Raw genomic sequence first — 20,291 nt, forward strand, 5'->3', positions numbered from 1 at the left:
CCCAAGTAGTTGCAAGCCTAGTCGGCGATGTCGATCAACTCCACCTTGAACACCAGCGTCGCATTGCCGGGGATCGGTCCCCGCCCAACGGGGCCGTAGGCCAGATCGGCGGGAATGGCGATTTCGATCGTTTCGCCCACGCCCATCTGCGGGATGGCAAGCTGCCAGCCCCTGACCAGTCGGCCCAGCGGAAAAGTTGCCGGTGCGCCGCGCTGATAGGAACTGTCAAACACTGTCCCGTCGAGCAGACGGCCCTCGTAATGAACGGTAACCTCATCCGCCACGGTCGGCTTGCGCTGCGATGCGCGATAGCTGATCCAGCGCCACCGCACGCCGCCATCAATGAAGTGCCAGCCATCCTCCGCTGTCAGACCAAGAAGATAGAGCTGTTGCTGGGTGTGCCACGCGGGATTCTGTGCATCGTCGGCCACCGTGGAAACGCTCTGACCGTCCTGCGCCAGAACTGGAGCAGAAACGGTGAGAAACGCGCCGATCAAGGCGGCGCCGAACAGCTTGGGCGATCCGAGCATTACCAATCGTAAGCCTTGGGCCGGTCGCTTTCATCAAGGTCGATATAGCGATCCCGCAGCCGGGTCTGGTGATTGGTAAGATCTTGTTCGACCCCGCCGATGAACACCCGCGTAGGCACAGACCCCACTTCGAGCGGGTCTCCGTCCCACATCACCACATCGCCCAGCGCGCCTGCCGTCAGCACGCCCGCCTTGCCGCCCATGCCGCTGATATCGGCGGGGACGGAACTGATCGCAGCAAAGGCCCTCCCCCACTCCATGCCGTTGGCGCCGGGTATCCGGGTCAGCGCGACAAGGTTGCCCGCCACCTGCTGCAAGCGGCGGGGGTCCTGCATGGTGGCTGCGTTGATCGCAACTTTCACGCCCGCAGCGGCAAGCCGCCCGGCGTTCGATTGCGTCGCACCCAGTTGCTCGAAGGTTTCGGGGAGGTCGATAAGCCCGTTCGCGATCACCGGCACGCCGGCAGCCGCGATTTCATTCGCTACCAGCCAGCCTTCGGTCGCGCCCACCAGAACAAGGTCGAGCCGCGGGTATTCCTGCTTCAACGCCAGCACGGCGCGAATATCCGCCATCCGATCCACCGCGACATACAGCTTCTGGCGCCCCGTCACCACCGGCACCAGCGCCTCGGCATCGAAACGGCTGAGCAGCACGTCATCGGCCTTGCCGATCTCGGTCGTCTTGGGAATACCGGTTTTGCCGATCAGCGCCTGCGCTTCGCGCAGGGCAGCGCGCAGCAGGGCATGGGCGGCCACGCGGCTGCCGCCCGCGTTGTCCGCACCCGCTTCGCCCAGCGTCACCATCTGGAACGCGCGCGCCTGCACCACGGGGCGGGCATCGCCATCCAGATCAATGATTGCACCCTGCCCGGCGAAGATCGATCCCGAAGGCATCGTTGTCGTCGCTGCACGGGTGATACCCGCCGCCTTGTGGACAAGGATATGCTGCGATGTCGGGTTGATCGCGGTCGATGCGTCCAGCGCCGCGCTGAACGGCGTGCCGCGTGCGGTAATGTCATTGGTTTCACCCACCGCCGATACATCCGCAAGACCCAGCGTGGTGACGGTCGCAAACAGGCCGGGTGTTACCCATCCGCCGTTCGCATCGACAGACGTGCCGCCCTGCGGCGCACCGCCCGCGGGGCCAGCATAGATCACGTTGCCTCCGCGCACGACCACGGTGCCGCCCTCGATCGGGGCCGAACCATCGCCGATCACGAGCCGGGCATTGGTGATGGTGACATCCTGCGCCATCGCAGGAGCGGTGAGGGCGAGAACGCTCGCCGCCAGCGTGAGAAGCCGCTTCACTTCACATCTCCTTCGCCGGGCTGGCCGAGCTCGAAATCGCTCACCGGACGGGTCTTTGGGTTCATCGCATCGAACATCAGTGCGCCGTCGATCCACACCTTCTCGGGTCGCGAATAAACGCTCAGCGGATCGCCGTTCCACAGCACCACATCGGCCATCTTCCCGGCTTCAAGGCTGCCGGTCAGATCATCGATCCCCATTGCCTTGGCAGCGTTCAGTGTGATCCACTGGATGACCGTGGCATCGGGAATGTCCATGCCCAGCCGCTGCCCGGCGGCCTGCGCCTTGGCGGCTTCCTGATTCAGTCGCTGGATATCGTTCTGGTCATCCGAATGGATCACCACGCAGGCGCCTTCGCGTTGCAGGAAGGCGGCGTTCTCCATGATGCCGTCATAGCTTTCCATCTTGAAGCCGTACCAGTCGGCCCAGATCGCGCTGCACACATCGTTTTCGCGTAGCAGATCGCCGATCTTGTAGGCTTCGACCGCGTGGTGGAACGCGGCGACCTTGTAGCCCATCTCCTTGGCCATATCGAGCACCAGCGCCATCTCGTCAGCGCGGTAGCAGTGGTTCTGGATCAGGATGTCGCCCTTGAGCACGCCGACCAGCGTTTCCTTGCCGAGATCGCGTTTCGCCTTGGGATCATTGGCGTAATCGATCGCGCCGAGCCAGGTTTCGCGGTTGACGGCGAAGTTGCCCATCCGGGTCGACGGCATCCGCCCGCGGCTGCCATAAACGCGCTTGGGGTTCTCCCCGCAGGCCATCTTCATCGAATAGGGCGCGCCGGGGAACTTCATGCCCTGCACCGTGCGCGCAGGCACGTTCTTGAGCGTGACCGATCGCCCGCCCATCAGGTTAGCCGAGCCGGGGAGGATCTGGAGCGCGGTGACCCCGCCATTGGCGAGCGCGCGGCTGAAGCCGGGGTCCTGCGGCCAGACCGAATGTTCGGCCCAGACTTCGGGCGTAGTCGGCGCGGTGGCTTCGTTTCCGTCCGAATGGGCTTCGACACCGGGCGAGGGATAATCGCCAAGGTGCGAATGAATGTCGATGATGCCGGGGGTGATGAATTTGCCGGTGCCGTCGAACACCGCAATGTCGGCCGGGATCGGGGTATCCGGGCCGCCGACCGATGTGATCTTGCCGCCAGACATGAACACGACGCCGTTTTCGATGCGTCCGCCCTTGCCGTCATAGATCGTCGCACCGCGGATCGCGGTCGCGGCGTTAGGGAAGGGCTTGTAGGTCGAGGCGAACACCGGATCGCCCGCGGGCGTCGCGGCGAAAGTCTTGTCATCGGATTTGCCCGAGGCGCTCGCAGTGTCGCCTGAAGTCCCGGTGGTCGCGCAGGCGGACAGCGCCAGCGCGTTTGCCAGAGTGGCCAGCACGCCGATGCGCGCTCGCAATTTGGTGTGTGAAATCATCGAAACCCTTCCCGTTTCCCTGTCACAATGTGTGACGGGAAACGGGAAGCTTGTCCATGCAGTCAGGCGATTAAACTATCGCCCCTGTGTTATTCAGCCGGACGGGTAGCAGGGTGGACACCCGCCTGCTGTGCTTCGAGTCCGGCTTCCTTCTGGCCTTCGAGTGCGGTACTGGCATCATCGTCCTGCAACGTGTCGAGGTGCATGAGCTTCTTGATGAGCGGGCTGACAACCAGCACGCCCACGCCCACCGCAATCGCCACCCAGCCGATCTGGCTGTAGACGCCGAGCACGGTTTCCTTGGCCGCGCCTTCGCCCGAGGCCGCTTCCGATCCGGTCGCCGCCGCGATCAGTCCTGCGGCAAAGTTGCCGGTGGCCGAAGCGAAGAACCACGTGCCCATGATCAGCGATGCCATGTGCGCTGGTGCCAACCGGTTCATCGCCGACAGGCCGACAGGGCTGAGGCAAAGCTCGCCGGTGGTGTGGAGCAGATAGATGAGGAAGATGAACAGCACCGGGGTCATGTCCCCCGTCGCAGCCCCTGCCACCAGCACAAGGAAGCCAGCTCCCAGCTGCATCAGCGCAAATCCGAACTTGGCCGGCGCCGAGGGTTCAAGCCCCTTGCGGCCCAGCCACGTCCACAACGCTGCAAACAGCGGAGCCAGAAGGACGATGTAAATTGCGTTGATCGACTGGAACACCGATGCGGGCACCCCGCCCCGGTCGACATAGCGGTCCGTGTAAAGGTTGAGCGACGAACCAGCCTGTTCGAACAACGCCCAGAACAGGATCGAGCCCAGGATGAGGAACATCGCGGCAAAGATACGGTCCCGGTCATGCGGTTCGAGCTTCACCACGGCGGTGAAGATCACGTAAGCGACCAGAATGGCGCCAGCGATACCCAGCAGGCTGCCCACTACAGCTTGATTTTGTACCATCCACCAGCATGCAACCACGGCAAGCAAACCCACGGCGTAAAGACCCCATTCGAGCCCCTTGCTCAACAGCGCAGGCGGCTCGCCCCGGCCCAGCAGCAGCGGCCTGAAGACCGTGAACACAACGAGGCCAAGCAGCATGCCAAAGCCCGCAGCACCAAAACCGTAAGCCCAGCCATAGGTTTCGCCCAGATACCCGCACAGCAACGAACCGAAGGCGGCGCCGAGGTTAATGCCCATGTAGAAGATGGTGTAGGCCCCGTCGCGCCGCACGTCGGTACGCGGATAGAGCTGCCCGACGATCACCGAAATGTTGGCCTTCAAAAAGCCCGAGCCGACGATGATGAAGGCGAGCGCCAGCCAGAAGATGTTGAGCGCGGCCTGATCCTGGCCGCCGGTGCCTTCGAAGCCCATCAGGAAGTGGCCGAAGGTCAGCAGCACCGCGCCGTAGGCCACGGCCTTGCGCTGCCCCAGATACTTGTCCGCCAGATAGCCGCCCAGAACCGGGGTGATGTACACCAACGCGGTATATGCGCCGTAGATGACGCCAGCTTGGGCATCGTCAAACAGCCAATGCTTGGTCAGGTAGAAAATCAGCAGCGCCCGCATGCCGTAGTAGGAAAAGCGTTCCCACATCTCGGCGAAAAAGAGGACGAACAGACCTTTGGGGTGGCCGAGAAAAGTCCCGGCGCTGTCCCCATGCGGAAGCTCAGCAGTAGCCATGAAATCGGATATCCCTTGTGCGCACCCCTCTCCGGGCGCGGTACCATGGGGGCGCAACCTAACGCCTCATTCGGTCATGTGAAGCTTTTGTTGCGTATGAAACCGGATCGCGATCAACTTGACCGCATGGCTGTATTATGGCACTGATGCACCTCGCAAGGGACTTTGCCGTACATGACCCCAAACCGCCCAAGCTCCACCCGCCCCGTCTATCTCAAGCTGCGCGACCAGATCGCGGCGGCGATCATCGACGGTATCTACGCGGAGGGTGCGATGCTGCCGTCGGTGCGGGCGCTGGCGGCAGAGCAGGGGGCCAACCCGCTCACCGTGGCGAAAGCCTATCAGCAGTTCCAGAACGATGGCCTTGTCGAAGTGCAGCGCGGTGTCGGCATGTATGTCGTGCGCGGCGCCGCGGAACGCCTGCGCAGTGCTGAACGCGAAACCTTCCTGCGCGAAGAATGGCCTGACATTGTCAACCGAATGCAGCGCCTGGGGCTCGACCCGGCGAACTTGGCGCACACATCATAGACATTTGACGCGCCGGCCGGAATGCAACTTGCAGAATTTCCCTTATTCTGCCAGTGTGTTCCTACTCACCAGCGGCGGGTTGCCTAACCTGCATGGCTGCGAGTATTGGGGCCGCCTTTCGGGTCGGAGGCGCGTAAACGAAACGACGGGGTAACCCGCATTTGCGGCGTAGATGGTGGCCGAACCGTCCATCACGCCGGGAGATCGGTATGATCAGATCCGAATTGCTGCAGGAACTGCATAAAGACAATCCAGACCTCCGCGCCGACGAGATCGAGCAGGTGGTGGATATTTTCTTCGATGAAATCGCACAGCGTCTGGCCGAAGGTGGCCGGGTGGAACTGCGCGGCTTTGGCGCCTTCTCCACGCGGGAGCGTGAGGCGCGCAGCGGGCGCAACCCGCGCACCGGCGAAACAGTGGACGTGCCCGGAAAGCGCGTGCCCTATTTCAAGGCCGGCAAGGAAATTCGTGAACGTTTGAACAAATAAGGCTGCCGACATGGTGCAGCAGGTATCGGGCCTGCATGCGCCATGCTCAGCTTGATGTTCAGTGCGGCGGTGCTTTGGTGGCTGGTGGTCAACCATGTCCGTCGCTCCAACAGGGTATCGCCGGCGCGTGCGTCCTACGCGGCTTCGCGCGTGCGATGATCGGCGTGTGCGAGACCGGGTAGTGGAAGCGTGCGGTCTTTGCCCAGTGCGGTAAAGACCAGCTCGATCATGCGTGCGCTGCCGCCGCTCAGGCTCATATCGACGGGCAACAGGCCGAGCTGGGCCATTTCGCTCGCCTCGTCCGGACCCGGCGCGGCGATGATTCGCGCGATATTCGGCATGCGCTCCTGCGCCAGCGGAGTCACTTCACGCGACACACTGGTATCGCCCGTGGCGACGACCAGAACCGTACGGCGATCGATCCCGATTGCGTCCCAGCTGCGCGGATCGGCGGGATTGGCGCGGTGGACATGATACCCGTCTGCCAACGCCAGCTCGAACCGGTCATGATCGGCTTCCAAGGCGAGGTAGCCGATATCATTATACGACAGCGCATCTGCCAGAGCGCGGCCCACAGGCGTCATTCCAATAATCAGCACCGGCGCGTCATCGCCTGCCAGCTTGCGGTCGGGCGGACCTGCCCGCAGGCGCCCTGCAAGCTTGCGTCCTATGTTGGAGATCAAGGATGTCACTGCCAGGCTGATCGCGATGGCCGTCACCAGCGCCGATACCAGCCTCGGCTCTGCCAGACCTGCAACAGCTGGCAGCGCCAGCAGGACAAGCGTGAATTCACTGCCCTGCCCGAGCAGAAAACCCAGCTGAATCGATCCGGGCACCGACCAGCGGTTGACCAGGGCGGCCGCCACATTGAACGCGCACTTCAGCACGATCATTGCCAGTGTCATGGCAACCACGAGGTCCCAGTCGCTGACCAGCAGAAGGGGATCGATCGACAAGCCGACCGAGATGAAGAAAAAGCTCAGGAACAGGCCACGAAAGGCGTCGATCTCGGTCTGGACAAGGATCCGGTAACGCGAATCGGCCACTGCCATGCCGCCCAGAAAGGCGCCCAGTGTCAGTGACAGCCCTGCCATGCCTGTCGCCCACCCGGCTGCCAACGCGATAAACAGCGCGGTCGCGGTATAGACCTCGGTTGTGCCCGCACGTGCGATGAGACCGAACAGGGGCTCTGTGAGAAAGCGCGCAAACAGCACTGCGATGCCGAACGCTGCCAGTGCCTTAATCCCCGCCATTCCCAGCGCAGGCGCCAGATCGCCGCCACCCGCCAAGGCGCCAGCCGTCACCAGAAGCGCGATGGCAGCGATATCCTGAAAGATGAGGATCGATTGCGCGGCGCGGCCCACCGGGCAGTCTTCCTGCCCACGCTCGCGGATCAAGCCGATCACCACTGCGGTCGACGATAGCCCCATGCTGAACCCCGCAATCGCGGCAAAGGCCGGCGAAAGGCCGAACATCCAGAACAAGGCCGCAAAGCCGCCGCCGGCCACCGCCATCTGCAAGGCGCCAAAGCCGAAGATATTGGCGGCCTCGGCCCGTATCCGGCCCAGCGAAAAATGCAGTCCAAGGTTGAACAGCAGAAACATCACACCGGCTTCTGCCATTGCGGCAACCACGGGCCCGCGGAAATCGGCCGCCGTGCCGAGACTGGCAAGCCCGAGACCCAGGCCGAGATAGCCGACGATGGGGTTCAACCGCAGCGCGCGGCTCGCCAAGGCGGCGCCGATGCCCAGGCCCAGCAGCGTGATCGCCGGTTGTATGGTCGCCACCACAGAATGCGCGTCAGATGCCTCGCCCGCCATGGTGCGCCCTTGTTTCCCGAAAATCTCGCCCGAGATGGGCGATCATTCGGCGACTGGCAAGCTCTGGCGCTCGACCGGCAATCTGTGCAAAGGGCGTTGTGATGCGGGCGTGGCGGAATGGTAGACGCCGGGGACTTAAAATCCCCTGAGCTTTGCTCGTGCGGGTTCGAGTCCCGCCGCCCGTACCAGATCGCCTTCACCCGCTGCGACGCAGCGTTGATCGCGATCTTGCCATTATCTCCGCCTTAACGCCTTCTACCTAAGCCTTTGGGGCAAGCTTGGGGCAGTCGCGCCCCATCTTCGCGTCTCGCCAGTGCCAGGACCAGGGGCTGTCGGGTTGGGACAATTGGACATGGACACAGGGACCAACACAGCCAAGCTGACACCGGAGCCAACGGCGACCGACGCGGATCAGCGCGCCGCACCGCGGTTCACGCTTCTGATCCGCGCTGCCAAGCTGGTGTCGGCGCAGGGCGAATTCGTGTGTGTGATTCGCGATGTTTCGGAAACCGGGATCAGCGTGCGGCTGTTCCACGCCTTGCCAGCATGCGCGACCTACGCGCTGCACATGCCAGCAGGCGCGGTGTATGAAGTCAATCGGGTATGGCAGCGCGATAACGAGGCGGGGTTCACCTTCGACGAAACCGTCGAAGTTGCGCGGCTGGTCCACGAATCGGCCGAATATCCCAAGCGTGGTTTGCGGCTGGGCCTGTGTTTTCCGGTGACGATCCATACCCTGTCGGGCTGCTTCGACGCGGTGGTGGAAAACGTGTCCCAGCAAGGCGCGCGGCTTAGCTGCGACACGCTGCTGGCCATCGACCAGAATGTCCGCATCGCGGGCCCCGGACCCGGCGGACAGATCCGCGAAGTGCGCGCCAAGGTGCGCTGGCGGCGCGATCGCCAATATGGGGTGGTGTTCGACGACACCTTCACGCTGGGCGAGTTTGCGCGTCTGGCTGCGTTGCTGCAGGCTCCCGCGCTGCTCGAATCCTAATTGCGCTGGCTCAGGCAGGGACGAACTTCAGCGCGACACCGTTGATGCAGTGGCGTTTCCCGGTGGGCTTGGGTCCATCAGCGAAGATATGGCCCAGATGTCCGCCGCAATCGGCACAATGCACTTCGGTGCGGGGGTAGCCGATCTTGTAGTCGGTCGATGTGCCTACGGCGCCCTTGTCTACCGCCTGATAAAAGCTCGGCCAGCCGGTGCGGCTGTCGTATTTGTGCAGCGATGAATAGACGGGGTTGGCGCAGCCCGCACATACGAAGGTGCCCTTGCGCTTTTCCTTGTCGAGCGGTGAGGTGAAAGCGCGTTCGGTGCCTTCTTCGCGCAGGACATAGAACTGCTGTTTGGTGAGCAGGCGCCGCCATTCGGCTTCGGTCTTGCCCTTGGGGTAATTCTTCGCTTCGGCCGGCACACTTCCGCAAGCAGCGACAAACGGCAAGGTAGCGCCAACGGCGATAAGGCGGCGGCGGCTGATCGGGGGCAGGTGCATCACAGAGCTTTCCATCACGAGAGGCGTATTAGGTACATCCTTAATACGCCCGGAACGCCGCGGCAGTTTCACATCCGCCCACAGACCCTCTGTCAAAAAGTGGTGATTTCCACTTCAAGCTTGCGGAATCCGTGCACGAAGTTGGCGCGCACCCGTTCAACATCGCCCGCAACATGCACACGCATCCGGCGCTTGTGCATTTCTTCCAGTAACACCTTCAGCTGCAATTCCGCCAGGCGCGCGCCCACACAGCGGTGGATGCCATAGCCGAAGGCAAGATGGCGGCGGGCGTTTTCACGGGTGATGTCGAGCTTGTCGGCGTTGTCGAACACCTCTTCATCGCGGTTGGCAGACAAGTACCACAGCACCACCTTGTCGCCCGCCTTAATGGTCTGTCCAAACACGTCTGTGTCTTCGGTGCAGGTGCGGCGCATATGCGCCAACGGGGTCTGCATCCGCAGCATTTCCTGCACCGCGTTGGGGATGAGTTCGGGGTGCTCCTCAAACGCTTTGCGCTGGTCGGGGAACTTGTCCATGCCATGGATGATCCCGCTCATGGTGTTGCGGGTGGTGTCATTGCCGCCGACGATCAGCAGCACCAGATTGCCCATGAATTCTTCGGGCCGCATCTGGTTCATCGCGGGCGAGTGAAGCATCATCGAAATCAGGTCATTGCCCGGCTCTGCGTCCATCGTCCGCTCGATCCAGAGCGACTGGAAATAAGCAGCCATTTCCTGAAGGATGCCCCACCGCATTTCGTCCAGTTCGCGCACGGTCGCGAGTTCGGTATCGCCCGCCCAGTCCGACCAGAAGGTCAGCAACCGGCGGTCTTCCCAAGGGAAACCGAACAGGATCGCCAGCATCCCCGTGGTCAATTCAATCGAGACGGTATCAACCCAGTCGAACACCTCGCCGCGGGGAAGCGAATCGAGCAGTTCGCCGGTGCGGGCCCGGATTTCCGTTTCCATGTCGGTAATCGCCGATGGCGTGAACTTGGGCGCGACGGTGCGCCGCTGACCGGTGTGCTGCGGGCGGTCCATCGCAATGAACATCGGCAGTTCGCGGGTGTCGGTCCCGGCAGCCGCGGCCTCTTCCTCAGTCAGGCGGTTGAGAATGGTGATCCCGCCGTGTTCCCAGCTTGACGAGAATGTTTCAGGCAGCGCTTCGATATGCTGGATCGCCTTGTGGCCGACCACCGCCCAATAGGGGCCAAAAGGGCTTTCGGGAATATGATGCAGTGGCCCGGCGGCGCGCATCTCGGCAAAGATCGGCTGCCAGCGGTCCTCGAAATAGATGTCAGATCGGCTCACATCCCAGGCATGAGGATGGCGCGGCCGTTCTTCGGGATGCGCGGCGAAATGCGACTTCAGCGCATCATACGCGGTGGGTTCATGCCGCACTTTCGGGCGCTGAACGCTTTGCGGCGCGTGGGGGGCGATCGTGGCCATGTCTGTCTCCCGTCGGGCCGCTTCTGGCTTGAGCCGCTCCGTCCGAATCGCAGTCTGCCTCAACTGACAGGCATGTCAATAGTGGGTTGCGATTGGAGACTGATTGTGGGGCCAGTTCAGGCGTTGAGCCGTGCGCCCTTGCGTGCGGGATCGCGCCCCGCACCTCCCGATTTCATCACCCGCTTGCGAAACAGCAACGACCCGCCCTTAACGATCAGCAGCACAGCGATGCCCTGCCACAGCAGGGCGGCCGCATGGGTCCACAGATCCGGTTCCATCGCCGCACGGGCGAGCATAGCGAAGGGCGACGACAGCGGGAAGGCGATCGCCGCCAGCTCCAGCCCTGAACCGGGCTGCTTAATGGTGTAGGCGGCAAGGAAGAACACCATCAGCTGCACCATCGTCACCGGCATCGACAAGGTCTGCACTTCGCGCACCGAACTTGCCATCGACCCGATCGTGAGAAACAGCGCGCCCAGCAGCAGGTAAGCCATAGCGAAATAGATCACGCCCAGGATGGCAAACAGCGGCCATCCGACAGCAGGGGCAGGAAGGCGCGCCGGATCAAACCCCGTCACCTGCGTGATCGCATCGCCGCCAGCCGCCCACAGCGCCCAGGCCGCCGTGCCCCACACCGCAATCCCGACAAAGGACACCGCCAGCATGGCAAACAGCTTGCCCATGAACACCGCATCCATCGGGATGGCAGCGGCAAGGATTTCGATGATCTTGTTGGCCTTTTCCTCAACCAGATTGGACAGCACCATCCCGGCCAGCAGCATTGTCAAAAGGAATAGCAGCATCTGCGCGATCTGTGCGGTCTGAATGCGGCTGGTGCGTTCGGATGCGGCGCTGGTGACGACCACCTCGGCCTTGATCGCGGGATAGTTGGCCGGTTCGGCTGCCAAGGCGTTGTCGGCGATCAGGCCCAGTGGGCCCTGCCAGCGGCGGATCTGGTTACCCGTGCCGACCAACGTGGGCGATTCGAGCGATCCGGTCATGATCGCCGCGTAGTTTCCACGCCGCGCTTCCATGAAGGCACGGGCATCGAAATCGGGATTGCGCGCCGCTTCGGGGACAGGCCGCAGCGACGGCATGGCCGAGCCAAGCTGACGGGCAAGCTGGCCGCTGGCCGCCATCATTGCGGTGGTTTCGCTCTCGCTGAGGGCAAGACCCACTTCAATGCTCACCGCTTCGCGCTGGACCTCACCGCCGATGCTGCCTGCCAGCGCCCCGACGATCACCGGGAAAAGCGGGCCAAGCAGGAAGAACAGGAAGGCGCGGCTGAACAACACGGCGACAAAATCGCGCCGGGCGATGACCCATGCAGCTTCCAGCGCCGAAAGACGCGGGCGCAAATTCTCGCTCATGCGCGGTTCCCCTGATTATCGGCTTCGAGCTGGCGCGCGGCCGCCTCACCCGCGATGGCGACGAAGGCGTCATGCAGCCCTGCGCGTTCGATCGACAGCGAGAGAATACCAGCTTCGCCTTCGATCAGGCCCTTCAGCAGCGGCTCAATCCCGCTTTCGGGCAACGTGAACTGGAAGAAATCGCCATTGCGGCGCGCATCCCCCGGCAGTGCGGAAAGCCACGCACCTTCGCGGGCCCGCGTCTCCAGCCGCACCTGCGCCGGGATCCGGTCGCGCGCGGCTTCGACGGAACCGGCATAGGGCACCTTGCCGCCCGCGATAATCGCAACGCCTTCGCACAAGCGTTCGGCATGGTGGATCACGTGGGTCGAAAAGATCACCGTGACACCATCATCCGCTAGCGTGCGGATCATCAATTCCAGCTTGCCCTGATTGATCGCGTCGAGGCCGGAGAATGGTTCGTCCAGCACGACCAGCCGTGGCTGATGCACCAGCGTTCCGAGCAGTTGGACGGTCTGCGCCATGCCCTTCGAAAGCTGACGGATCTGCCGGTCAGCCGCGTGGCCAAGCCCGTGGCGTTCCAGCAATTCGGCACCGCGCCTGCGGCCTTCCTTCAGCGACAACCCGCGCAAAGCGCCCATGAAGGCAATGGCTTCGACACATTTCATCGACGGGTAAAGCCCGCGCTCTTCGGGCAGATAGCCGATCAAACGGCCAATATCATGCGGGCGATCGTGCCCGAACACGCGGCGTACGCCTGCGTCGGGATCGATTATGCCCAGAAGCATCCGCAAGGTCGTGGTCTTGCCTGCGCCATTGGGGCCGAGAATGCCGTAAATCGCGCCTTCGGGTACGGAAATATCCACCCCGTCCACCGCACGCGTGCCGTCAAAGTCCTTGATCAACCCTCGCGCTTCGATAGCCAGCGGGCGGGCATCGGCCGGGATGGCACTGAAGACATCTCCCTGATTGCCGGTTATCCCATTGCCAGCCACCCGATTGCCCGATGCTGCGTGATCGCTTACCGCCATGTCCATAGCCTCCAGCGGTTAACGCGCAGGATTGAACGGGAGCCTCTCCGAACATGGTTAACGGCCCGGCAAGAGATGGTCTTGAAGTGCGGATCGCTGCCGAAGCCGCCGCGCTGGGCTTTGCGACATGTGGATTTACCGGCACGGGGGAAAACCCATTGCGCGCCGCCCGGCTGGAACAGTGGCTGGGCGAAGGACAGCATGGCAGCATGGAGTGGATGGCGGCGCGGCTTGAACATCGCCGTTCGCCGCAAGGCCTGTGGCCGCAGGCGCGCAGCGTGATCGCGCTGGGCATGAGCTATGCCCCCGCGCATGATCCGCTGGCACTTGAAAGCTCGCCCGAACACGCGCGCATTTCGGTCTATGCACAAAGTAAAGATTACCACGATGTCGTGAAAAAGCGGCTTAAGGCGCTCGCCCGCTGGTTGGTGGCTGAAGAGCCGGGGGCCGAGGTCAAGGTGTTCGTCGATACGGCCCCGGTGATGGAAAAGCCGCTGGGCGAAGCGGCAGGGATCGGCTGGCAGGGCAAGCACACCAACATGGTCAGCGCCACCCACGGCAGCTGGCTGTTTCTGGGGGCAATCTACACCACGCTTGACCTTGCCGCGGCGCAGCCACACCGCGACCAGTGCGGAAGCTGCCGCGCCTGTCTGGACGCCTGCCCCACCGATGCTTTCCCTGCGCCGTATCAGCTCGATGCGCGCCGCTGCATTTCGTACCTGACCATCGAACACAAGGGCCCGGTGGCGGAGGAATTCCGCGCCGCGTTGGGCAACCGCATCTACGGCTGCGACGATTGCCTTGCGGTGTGTCCATGGAACAAATTTGCAAGCGAAGCGCAGGCCATCCGCGAATTCCTGCCTCGCGCCGAACTGGTTGCGCCGCGTCTGGCGGAATTGCTGGCGCTTGATGATGCGGGGTTTCGTGCGCTGTTTTCCGGCTCCCCGATCAAGCGGATCGGGCGCGACCGGTTCGTGCGCAATTGCCTGTATGCCGCAGGCAACAGCAGCAACGCCGCGCTGGCGCCGCAGGTAGCAGCTCTCACCGCAGACCCCGATGCCGTGGTCGCAGATGCAGCGCGCTGGGCGCTGGCACAGCTTACATCAGGTCTCTGATCGCCACATCGGGATTCGCCAGCAGCGCCGGATCGATCTTGCCCGGGCCGTTTTCCAACAGCTTGCGCCCCTGAACGTAGTCCTTCATCGTGCCTACACAGTCGAACGCAATCGGCACCCCGGCGCGCATGTAGACCACGGTGAATTTGCGTGTCTCGGGATCGCCGCGCAGCACGGTCTGGTCGTAATCCAGGTTCAGGCCTGCTGTCTGAAGCTTCAGATCATACTGATTCGACCAGAACCACGGCAGCGCGTGATAGGGTTCCTTTTCGCCCATAATCGCGCGCGCAACGGTCGCCGCCATGTCATGCGCGTTCTGCACTGATTCCAGCCGGATCACGGCGTTGTCAGCATAGGGATTGGCGTGGGCGGCGCAGTCGCCGATGGCGTAGACATCATCAAGCGTGGTGCGGCAGCAGAAATCGACATCGACGCCGTTGGACCCCGCGGCCCCCGCCGCGATCAGCGGAGCGACCGCCGGAACTACGCCGATCCCCACGATCACCATATCGCAGGCCAGCTCTTCTCCTGTGTCGAGTCTGACGCCCGTGACCCGGCCCGCTTCTTCACCGAGAACCGAATGCACACCGGTTTCCAGCCGCACATCGACACCCTGACGGCGGTGTTCTGCGGTGTAGAATGTCGACAGTTCTTCCCCAGCCACACGCGCCAGCACGCGGGGCAGCATCTCGATCAGCGTGACCTCGCAGCCCAGCTTGCGCAGCACTGCGGCCGCTTCAAGCCCGATATAGCCACCGCCGATCACGACGGCACGCTTGGCCCCATCCGTCAGCGCCGCCATCATCGCGTCGGCATCGGCCTTGTCGCGCACGTAAAACACCCCGGGCAGCACCGCCCCGGGCACCGGCAATCGGCGCGGATCGCCGCCGCCCGACCATATCAGTTTGCGATAGGTGGGTTGGCCGCCGTCGCTCAAAGTCAGTCGGTGCGCGATCGGGTCAATGGCCGTTACCGCCGCGCCAAGGCGCAGCGTGATATCGCGTTCTGCCCAGAACGCTTCGGGGCGGATCATGATCCGTTCGAAGCCCTTGTCTCCCGCCAGATATTCCTTCGACAGCGGCGGGCGTTCATAAGGGGGTGCGGTGTCGCGCCCGATCATGAGAATGGACCCTTCGTGTCCCTGCTGACGCAGCGCAATCGCCGCCTGGGCCCCGCCGTGGCCGGTGCCGACGATGATGACATCCCAATGGTCTGGGGTGGTTTGATCGGTGGTTGCCATGCCTTGCCTATGCCCCTCCGGCGCTGTGCGGGCCTTCACTTCCCGCAAATGGCGCCGGGGTCAACCGGGTCGGATCAGCGGCACGATCACCCGTGCCGTTTACCTTTCGAGCAGATTGCGCGCCTGACTGGCGATCTGGGCCAGCATCGCAGCCCCCACCGGCGGGCGGGCCTGCGCGCGGCCGATCATGGCGCGGAACTGCGCCACGCCAAAGGCATTGCTTTGCGCCCAGGCCGCCACGGCATCGCGCGGATTGTCCTTCCCGGTCGTGCCCTTCATCAGGCGCCGCAAGAATTCGATCCGCATCTGCTGGAAATCACGCGCAAGCCCTGACACCAGCAAACGCTCCCAGATGTCGGACGGGCTCATGTAGGCGGCGGTCCCCTGCGCCCAATCCAGCCCCAGCAGCGTGCCAATATCGGTAAAGGCGTGGGTCAGCAGCTTGGTTTCGATCCCGGTGACAAGCGCGCCCCGTGCAAGGCCCACCGCGCCATCGAAATCAAACAGATTGGCAACCTTGGCGGCCAGCGCCTCTGTCGCACCGACGGCGACAAAGCTGTCGCGCAGCGCGCGCGACCGGGCGCGCGGCTCATCCGTCAGAAGTTCGTCTCGCCCTGCAATCAGCGCAGCCACACCGTCCTGCAATTCGGCGATCATTGCGCCGGCTTCCACCTTGCCGGACGCGGTGCGCAGCACATCGGACATGAGATTGCCAACAGCGGCGGCCAAACGGTCGAAAAGGATCAGGCGCGCGGCTTCGGGAATGTCGGCTGCATCCAGTTCGCGCCACAGCGGCTCCAGCCCGAACAAGCGTTCAGCCACCACAAAGGCAGCGGCAACATCGGCCAGCCCCACGCCTTCTTCTTCCGCCAGTTCGAAAGGATGCACCATGCCCAGCCGGTTGACGATACGGTTCGACAGGCTGGTAGCGATCATTTCCGAACGCAGCCTGTGGCCGCGTATTTCGGCCGCGTAGGTCTTGCGCATCGCGGACGGGAAGCGCGCCAGCAGCATCGGTTCCAGCACCGGGTCATCGCCAAGACCGCTGGCTTCGATGGCCGCTTGCAGCGCCAGCTTGGCCGACGACAACAGGACCGCGAGTTCGGGGCGGGTCAGACCCTGCCCGTCAGCCGCGCGGCGCGACAGGGTTTCGCCATCGGCCAGCCCTTCGGTGCGGCGATCGAAATCGCTGACTTCCTCCAGCCGTTCGATCAGGCGGATATAGGCAGGGGTCACGGCAGCGCCGCGGCTTTCAGCCACTGACAGCGCCAAAGCCTGCAGGCGATTGTCTTCCAGGACCAGTGCGGCGACTTCATCCGTCATTGCAGCCAGCAGCGTGTTACGCTTTTTGGGCGTGAGCTTGCCGCTTGCCATGGCGGCGGCCAGCGCGATCTTGATGTTCACTTCGTTGTCCGAACAATCGACGCCGGCCGAATTGTCGATGAAGTCGGTGTTGATGCGCCCCCCCGCCAGCGAGAACGCGATACGCCCGGCCTGCGTGACGCCAAGGTTCGCGCCTTCGCCGATGACCCGCGCACGCATTTCAGTGGCATCGACGCGCAGCCCGTCATTGGCGGGATCGCCCACCTGAATGTTGTTTTCCTGCGCGGCCTTCACATAGGTGCCGATGCCGCCGAACCACATCAGATCGACAGGACTGCGCAGGATTGCGGAAATCAGCGCTTCGGGTTCGATGGTCTTGTCATCAATACCCAGCACATCGCGCGCCTGCTTCGACAGTTTGATCGATTTAGCCGAACGCGGGAACACTCCGCCCCCCTTGGAGATCAGGCTGGCATCGTAATCCTCCCAGCTTGACCGAGGGAGTTCGAACATCCGCTTGCGCTCCTTCCAGCTGGTCAGCGGATCGGGCGAAGGATCGATGAAGATATGGCGGTGATCGAAAGCGGCAACCAGTTTCAGTGCCCTGGACAGCAGCATTCCGTTGCCGAACACATCGCCCGACATATCGCCGCAGCCTGCGACCGTGATCGACTGCGTCTGCACATCGATCCCCATTTCGCGGAAGTGGCGCTGCACCGAAACCCATGCGCCGCGCGCGGTGATGCCCATGGCCTTGTGGTCATATCCATTCGAACCACCACTGGCGAAGGCATCGTCGAGCCAGAAGTCGCGGCCTTGCGCGATGCCATTGGCAATGTCGGAGAAGGTGGCGGTGCCCTTGTCCGCGGCGACGACGAAATAGGGGTCCTGCCCGTCCAGTACCCGTACGCCATCGGGATGCACAACCTTGCCGCCAACGATGTTGTCGGTGACGGACAGCAAGGTGCGGATAAAGATTTCGTAAGATGCGCGGCCCTCTGCCGCCCAGCCTTCGCGGTCGATCGCGGGCGAAGGCAATTGCTTGGGATAGAACCCGCCTTTAGCACCCGTCGGCACGATCACCGCATTCTTCACGCGCTGCGCCTTCATCAGGCCAAGCACTTCGGTGCGGAAATCGTCACGCCGGTCGGACCAGCGCAGGCCCCCGCGTGCCACCGCGCCCGACCGCAGGTGGATGCCTTCCACGCGGCGCGAATAGACGAAGATCTCGCGCCAGGGCAGTGGCTTGGGCAGGCCGGGGACCTTGGCGGAATCGATCTTGAAGGCCAGCGCCTCGGCGGCGGCGGGCGCAAAGGCGTTGGTGCGCAACACCGCATCGATCACCGCGCGGTAAAGCCGCAGCAATCGGTCGTCATTGATCGCAGTGACCTTGGCAAGACCGCGGGTAAAGGCATTCTGCGCCACGGCGATCGCCTCGTCCCGGTCGCCTTCAAAGGCCGGATCGTGGCGGGCGGTGAACAGATCGATCATCGCGCGCGTCACGTGCGGCGCGGCAACCAGGGCATCGACCACGGTATAGATCGTGTAGCTCACCCCCGTCTGGCGCAGATAGCGATAGATTGCGCGCATCCAGTTGGCGCTGCGCGGGGCAAGGCCTGCGGCCGGGATCAGGCGGTTGAACGGATCATCCTCGCTCGCCGCGCCCAGCACGTCGGCCAACGCATCCTCGATCAGGGCCGCCCGATCAAGCAACGCCGCAGCATCACGGCCCGGCGGCACGGTGAGAAGGAATTCATGGATCGTGCCGAGGCTGGGATCGGTCAGGAACGTTGGCACTTCGGCAGCCACCCGGAACCCGAAATGCTCCAGCGCGGGCACCGCATCGGACAATGCCAGCGCGCCCTTCATCACATAGGCTTTGAGACGCAGCGTATCGGGCGCGTCCCCTTCAAGCCGATACAATCGCACCGCCCGCGTGCCATCGCCGCCCGGATCATCCGCCAGTGCCAGTGTGCGAAGCTTGGCGATATCGCGCGCCGCTTCGTGCGCGCCATAGGCAAGGCGGTAGCCGGTCGGGAATGCAGGGGCATACCGCGCCGCCAGCGCGGCGGCCCGGCCTTCTTCTTCGGTTTGCGTCAGATAGCCTGCCACCGCTTCGTTCCAGCCGCGCAAAAGATCGACCAGCTGCGCTTCGATCGCGGTATCATCGGGCAGTTCGGCGCAGGCGCGCACATCGACCAGGAACCGCAACAAAGCCAGCGTGCTGCTTTCCACCTCAAGGCTCCAGTCGAGCAGCGCGGCACCCGGCGACGAAAGAAGCATCGCCTGGATCTGCAGCCGCACATCAGTGGAAAGCTGATCGCGCGGCAACCACACAAAGGCAAAGACATGGCGTTCCAGCGTGGCGCGCACCATGATCAGCCGCGGGCGGGGGCGGTCGATCAACGCCATCTTGGCGGTGACCAGATCCGCCACGCGTTCAGGGTCGAATGCGGTCAGCAGATCATTGGGCAGTGATGTGAAGGCGTGCACCAGCGCCTTGCCGTTGTGCCCCGCCGGATCGAAGCCCGCCTGCGCGGTCATGTTGGCGACCATCGTGCGCAGCACGGGCACTTCCCCCGGCTGCGCATTCAGCGCCGCGCTGGTCCACAGGCCTGCATGGATCGACAAGGCGACAACGCGCCCGTCTTCGCGCAGCGGAACGATAAACAGGTCCAGCGGACTTGTGCGATGCACGCGCGAATGGACATTGGATTTAATCGCCAGAAGCGCACGCAGCGTGCCGGCATCATCGTGCCGATCAAACCATTCGAACGCCCGGTCATAGCTGATTTCGGCAAGCAGCTCGTTGGCTGAGGCGCGGCAGATGCCAAGCCGCTGCGTGCTTGTCCCATCACGGTGACGGGTAAGATGGCCCAGCTGGGTCAGCATCCCCGCGCACAGCCAGCCCAGCAACGCCCCGGCTTCGGTATCGAGCGCGCCGGCCATTGCCGCATCGTCGGAAAGCGCCGTGCGCATGGCCGGCCAGTCGTTCACCGCCGCGTGCACATCGCCAAGCGTGGTTTGCAGCGCATCGAGCAATTCGCGGCGCTGGCGCGCATCGACCCGCGGGGTTTCGATATAGATCAGCGATTCGCGTCCGTTGCCGGGCGCAGCGCCGTTCTTGCCAAGTGCAGTGACGGCGCCAGTATCATCGCGATCAATCGCGATCACCGGGTGCAGCAGGCGATCGATCGCAACGCCTTGCGATGCAATTGTCGCGGCCACCGAATCGACAAGGAACGGCATGTCGTCATTGACGATCGCAATACGCAGATGGCGCCGTTCTCCGGTCGCCGATTCGATCTGGACGATCGATTGACCGGGAGCGCGCCGCGCCGCTGCAGCAAGAAGCCATGCCGCCGCTTCGTCCAGCGCAGGTTTGTCGACCGGTGTATCGCCGGGCAGCATCGAGGCTTCGAGCTGACGCCGCAGCGCCTTGATCAGCGCGGGCTTGGGCGCTGCCGCCGCTGTGGGGGTTGACGCGGCGGCGGTGGGTTTCGACACCATATTCGGCTC

The 20,291-nt window shown here is 63.5% G+C and carries 15 protein-coding genes and 1 tRNA gene; 5 read left to right on the top strand and 11 right to left on the bottom strand.

What is annotated here, in order from left to right; translation table 11 throughout:
- Positions 1-17 precede the first annotated feature (17 nt).
- From SJY33_RS11530 to SJY33_RS11545, 4 genes are all read right to left on the bottom strand, one after another.
- The gene (locus tag SJY33_RS11530; RefSeq protein WP_379922909.1) at positions 18-530 is read right to left on the bottom strand and encodes an FKBP-type peptidyl-prolyl cis-trans isomerase; all 513 of its coding nucleotides are present in this window, start codon (positions 528-530) and stop codon (positions 18-20) included.
- Positions 530-1,837, bottom strand: a complete 1,308-nt coding sequence (locus SJY33_RS11535; RefSeq protein ID WP_379922910.1) for an amidohydrolase — start codon at positions 1,835-1,837, stop codon at positions 530-532. Before SJY33_RS11535 ends, SJY33_RS11530 begins: the two co-directional genes overlap by 1 nt.
- Positions 1,834-3,258 carry an amidohydrolase gene (locus SJY33_RS11540; protein ID WP_379922911.1) on the bottom strand — a complete coding sequence of 475 codons (1,425 nt, stop codon included), beginning with the start codon at positions 3,256-3,258 and terminating at the stop codon, positions 1,834-1,836. Before SJY33_RS11540 ends, SJY33_RS11535 begins: the two co-directional genes overlap by 4 nt.
- Positions 3,259-3,347: 89 nt before the next feature.
- The gene (locus tag SJY33_RS11545) at positions 3,348-4,916 is read right to left on the bottom strand and encodes a peptide MFS transporter (protein ID WP_379922912.1); all 1,569 of its coding nucleotides are present in this window, start codon (positions 4,914-4,916) and stop codon (positions 3,348-3,350) included.
- Between the two features lie 174 nt (positions 4,917-5,090).
- Here SJY33_RS11545 and SJY33_RS11550 point away from each other — a divergent pair, with 174 nt between their 5' ends.
- The gene (locus SJY33_RS11550) at positions 5,091-5,444 is read left to right on the top strand and encodes a GntR family transcriptional regulator (protein ID WP_379922914.1); all 354 of its coding nucleotides are present in this window, start codon (positions 5,091-5,093) and stop codon (positions 5,442-5,444) included.
- 209 nt (positions 5,445-5,653) lie between these two features.
- Entirely contained in the window at positions 5,654-5,932 is a 279-nt protein-coding gene (locus tag SJY33_RS11555; RefSeq protein ID WP_379922915.1) for an integration host factor subunit beta, read from the top strand.
- 134 nt (positions 5,933-6,066) lie between these two features.
- On the opposite strand, the gene SJY33_RS11560 is transcribed toward SJY33_RS11555, so the two are convergent.
- Entirely contained in the window at positions 6,067-7,752 is a 1,686-nt protein-coding gene (locus tag SJY33_RS11560) for a cation:proton antiporter (RefSeq protein ID WP_379922916.1), read from the bottom strand.
- Positions 7,753-7,855: 103 nt separating this feature from the next.
- On the opposite strand from SJY33_RS11560, the gene SJY33_RS11565 reads away from it, so the two are divergent.
- Both SJY33_RS11565 and SJY33_RS11570 read left to right on the top strand, forming a co-directional pair.
- Positions 7,856-7,940: transfer RNA gene (locus SJY33_RS11565), tRNA-Leu, on the top strand.
- Positions 7,941-8,104: 164 nt separating this feature from the next.
- The gene (locus tag SJY33_RS11570) at positions 8,105-8,746 is read left to right on the top strand and encodes a PilZ domain-containing protein (protein ID WP_379922917.1); all 642 of its coding nucleotides are present in this window, start codon (positions 8,105-8,107) and stop codon (positions 8,744-8,746) included.
- A 10-nt stretch (positions 8,747-8,756) separates the two neighbouring features.
- Here SJY33_RS11570 and msrB read toward each other — a convergent pair whose 3' ends face one another.
- The 4 genes from msrB to SJY33_RS11590 form a co-directional block, all read right to left on the bottom strand.
- On the bottom strand, positions 8,757-9,245 hold the full coding sequence (gene msrB, locus SJY33_RS11575) for a peptide-methionine (R)-S-oxide reductase MsrB (protein ID WP_379922918.1): 489 nt from the start codon (positions 9,243-9,245) through the stop codon (positions 8,757-8,759).
- 92 nt (positions 9,246-9,337) lie between these two features.
- The gene (locus SJY33_RS11580) at positions 9,338-10,693 is read right to left on the bottom strand and encodes a cytochrome P450 (protein WP_379922919.1); all 1,356 of its coding nucleotides are present in this window, start codon (positions 10,691-10,693) and stop codon (positions 9,338-9,340) included.
- Between the two features lie 116 nt (positions 10,694-10,809).
- Positions 10,810-12,063, bottom strand: a complete 1,254-nt coding sequence (locus tag SJY33_RS11585) for an ABC transporter permease (protein WP_379922920.1) — start codon at positions 12,061-12,063, stop codon at positions 10,810-10,812.
- Positions 12,060-13,100 carry an ABC transporter ATP-binding protein gene (locus tag SJY33_RS11590; protein WP_379922921.1) on the bottom strand — a complete coding sequence of 347 codons (1,041 nt, stop codon included), beginning with the start codon at positions 13,098-13,100 and terminating at the stop codon, positions 12,060-12,062. The genes SJY33_RS11585 and SJY33_RS11590 overlap by 4 nt, the downstream gene beginning before the upstream one ends.
- Positions 13,101-13,147: 47 nt before the next feature.
- On the opposite strand from SJY33_RS11590, the gene queG reads away from it, so the two are divergent.
- Positions 13,148-14,209 carry a tRNA epoxyqueuosine(34) reductase QueG gene (queG, locus tag SJY33_RS11595; RefSeq protein WP_379922922.1) on the top strand — a complete coding sequence of 354 codons (1,062 nt, stop codon included), beginning with the start codon at positions 13,148-13,150 and terminating at the stop codon, positions 14,207-14,209.
- On the opposite strand, the gene SJY33_RS11600 is transcribed toward queG, so the two are convergent.
- Both SJY33_RS11600 and SJY33_RS11605 read right to left on the bottom strand, forming a co-directional pair.
- Positions 14,193-15,449 carry an NAD(P)/FAD-dependent oxidoreductase gene (locus SJY33_RS11600; RefSeq protein WP_379922923.1) on the bottom strand — a complete coding sequence of 419 codons (1,257 nt, stop codon included), beginning with the start codon at positions 15,447-15,449 and terminating at the stop codon, positions 14,193-14,195. The two genes, queG and SJY33_RS11600, sit on opposite strands and share 17 nt — an antisense overlap.
- Before the next feature lie 99 nt (positions 15,450-15,548).
- Complete coding sequence (locus SJY33_RS11605; protein WP_379922924.1) at positions 15,549-20,282, bottom strand: NAD-glutamate dehydrogenase; 4,734 nt, start codon at positions 20,280-20,282, stop codon at positions 15,549-15,551.
- Between the last annotated feature and the right edge of the window lie 9 nt (positions 20,283-20,291).

Source organism: Erythrobacter sp. R86502, assembly GCF_042466465.1.
GTDB lineage: Bacteria > Pseudomonadota > Alphaproteobacteria > Sphingomonadales > Sphingomonadaceae > Erythrobacter.

Excerpts from the sequence above, each read along its gene's own strand:
- SJY33_RS11555 (WP_379922915.1), top strand. The coding sequence starts at position 5,654 with ATGATCAGATCCGAATTGCTGCAGGAACTGCATAAAGACAATCCAGAC.
- SJY33_RS11550 (WP_379922914.1), top strand. The coding sequence starts at position 5,091 with ATGACCCCAAACCGCCCAAGCTCCACCCGCCCCGTCTATCTCAAGCTG.
- SJY33_RS11545 (WP_379922912.1), bottom strand. The coding sequence starts at position 4,916 with ATGGCTACTGCTGAGCTTCCGCATGGGGACAGCGCCGGGACTTTTCTC.
- msrB (WP_379922918.1), bottom strand. The coding sequence starts at position 9,245 with ATGCACCTGCCCCCGATCAGCCGCCGCCGCCTTATCGCCGTTGGCGCT.
- SJY33_RS11585 (WP_379922920.1), bottom strand. The coding sequence starts at position 12,063 with ATGAGCGAGAATTTGCGCCCGCGTCTTTCGGCGCTGGAAGCTGCATGG.
- SJY33_RS11605 (WP_379922924.1), bottom strand. The coding sequence starts at position 20,282 with ATGGTGTCGAAACCCACCGCCGCCGCGTCAACCCCCACAGCGGCGGCA.
- SJY33_RS11540 (WP_379922911.1), bottom strand. The coding sequence starts at position 3,258 with ATGATTTCACACACCAAATTGCGAGCGCGCATCGGCGTGCTGGCCACT.
- SJY33_RS11530 (WP_379922909.1), bottom strand. The coding sequence starts at position 530 with ATGCTCGGATCGCCCAAGCTGTTCGGCGCCGCCTTGATCGGCGCGTTT.
- SJY33_RS11600 (WP_379922923.1), bottom strand. The coding sequence starts at position 15,449 with ATGGCAACCACCGATCAAACCACCCCAGACCATTGGGATGTCATCATC.
- queG (WP_379922922.1), top strand. The coding sequence starts at position 13,148 with ATGGTTAACGGCCCGGCAAGAGATGGTCTTGAAGTGCGGATCGCTGCC.
- SJY33_RS11580 (WP_379922919.1), bottom strand. The coding sequence starts at position 10,693 with ATGGCCACGATCGCCCCCCACGCGCCGCAAAGCGTTCAGCGCCCGAAA.
- SJY33_RS11560 (WP_379922916.1), bottom strand. The coding sequence starts at position 7,752 with ATGGCGGGCGAGGCATCTGACGCGCATTCTGTGGTGGCGACCATACAA.
- SJY33_RS11570 (WP_379922917.1), top strand. The coding sequence starts at position 8,105 with ATGGACACAGGGACCAACACAGCCAAGCTGACACCGGAGCCAACGGCG.
- SJY33_RS11590 (WP_379922921.1), bottom strand. The coding sequence starts at position 13,100 with ATGGACATGGCGGTAAGCGATCACGCAGCATCGGGCAATCGGGTGGCT.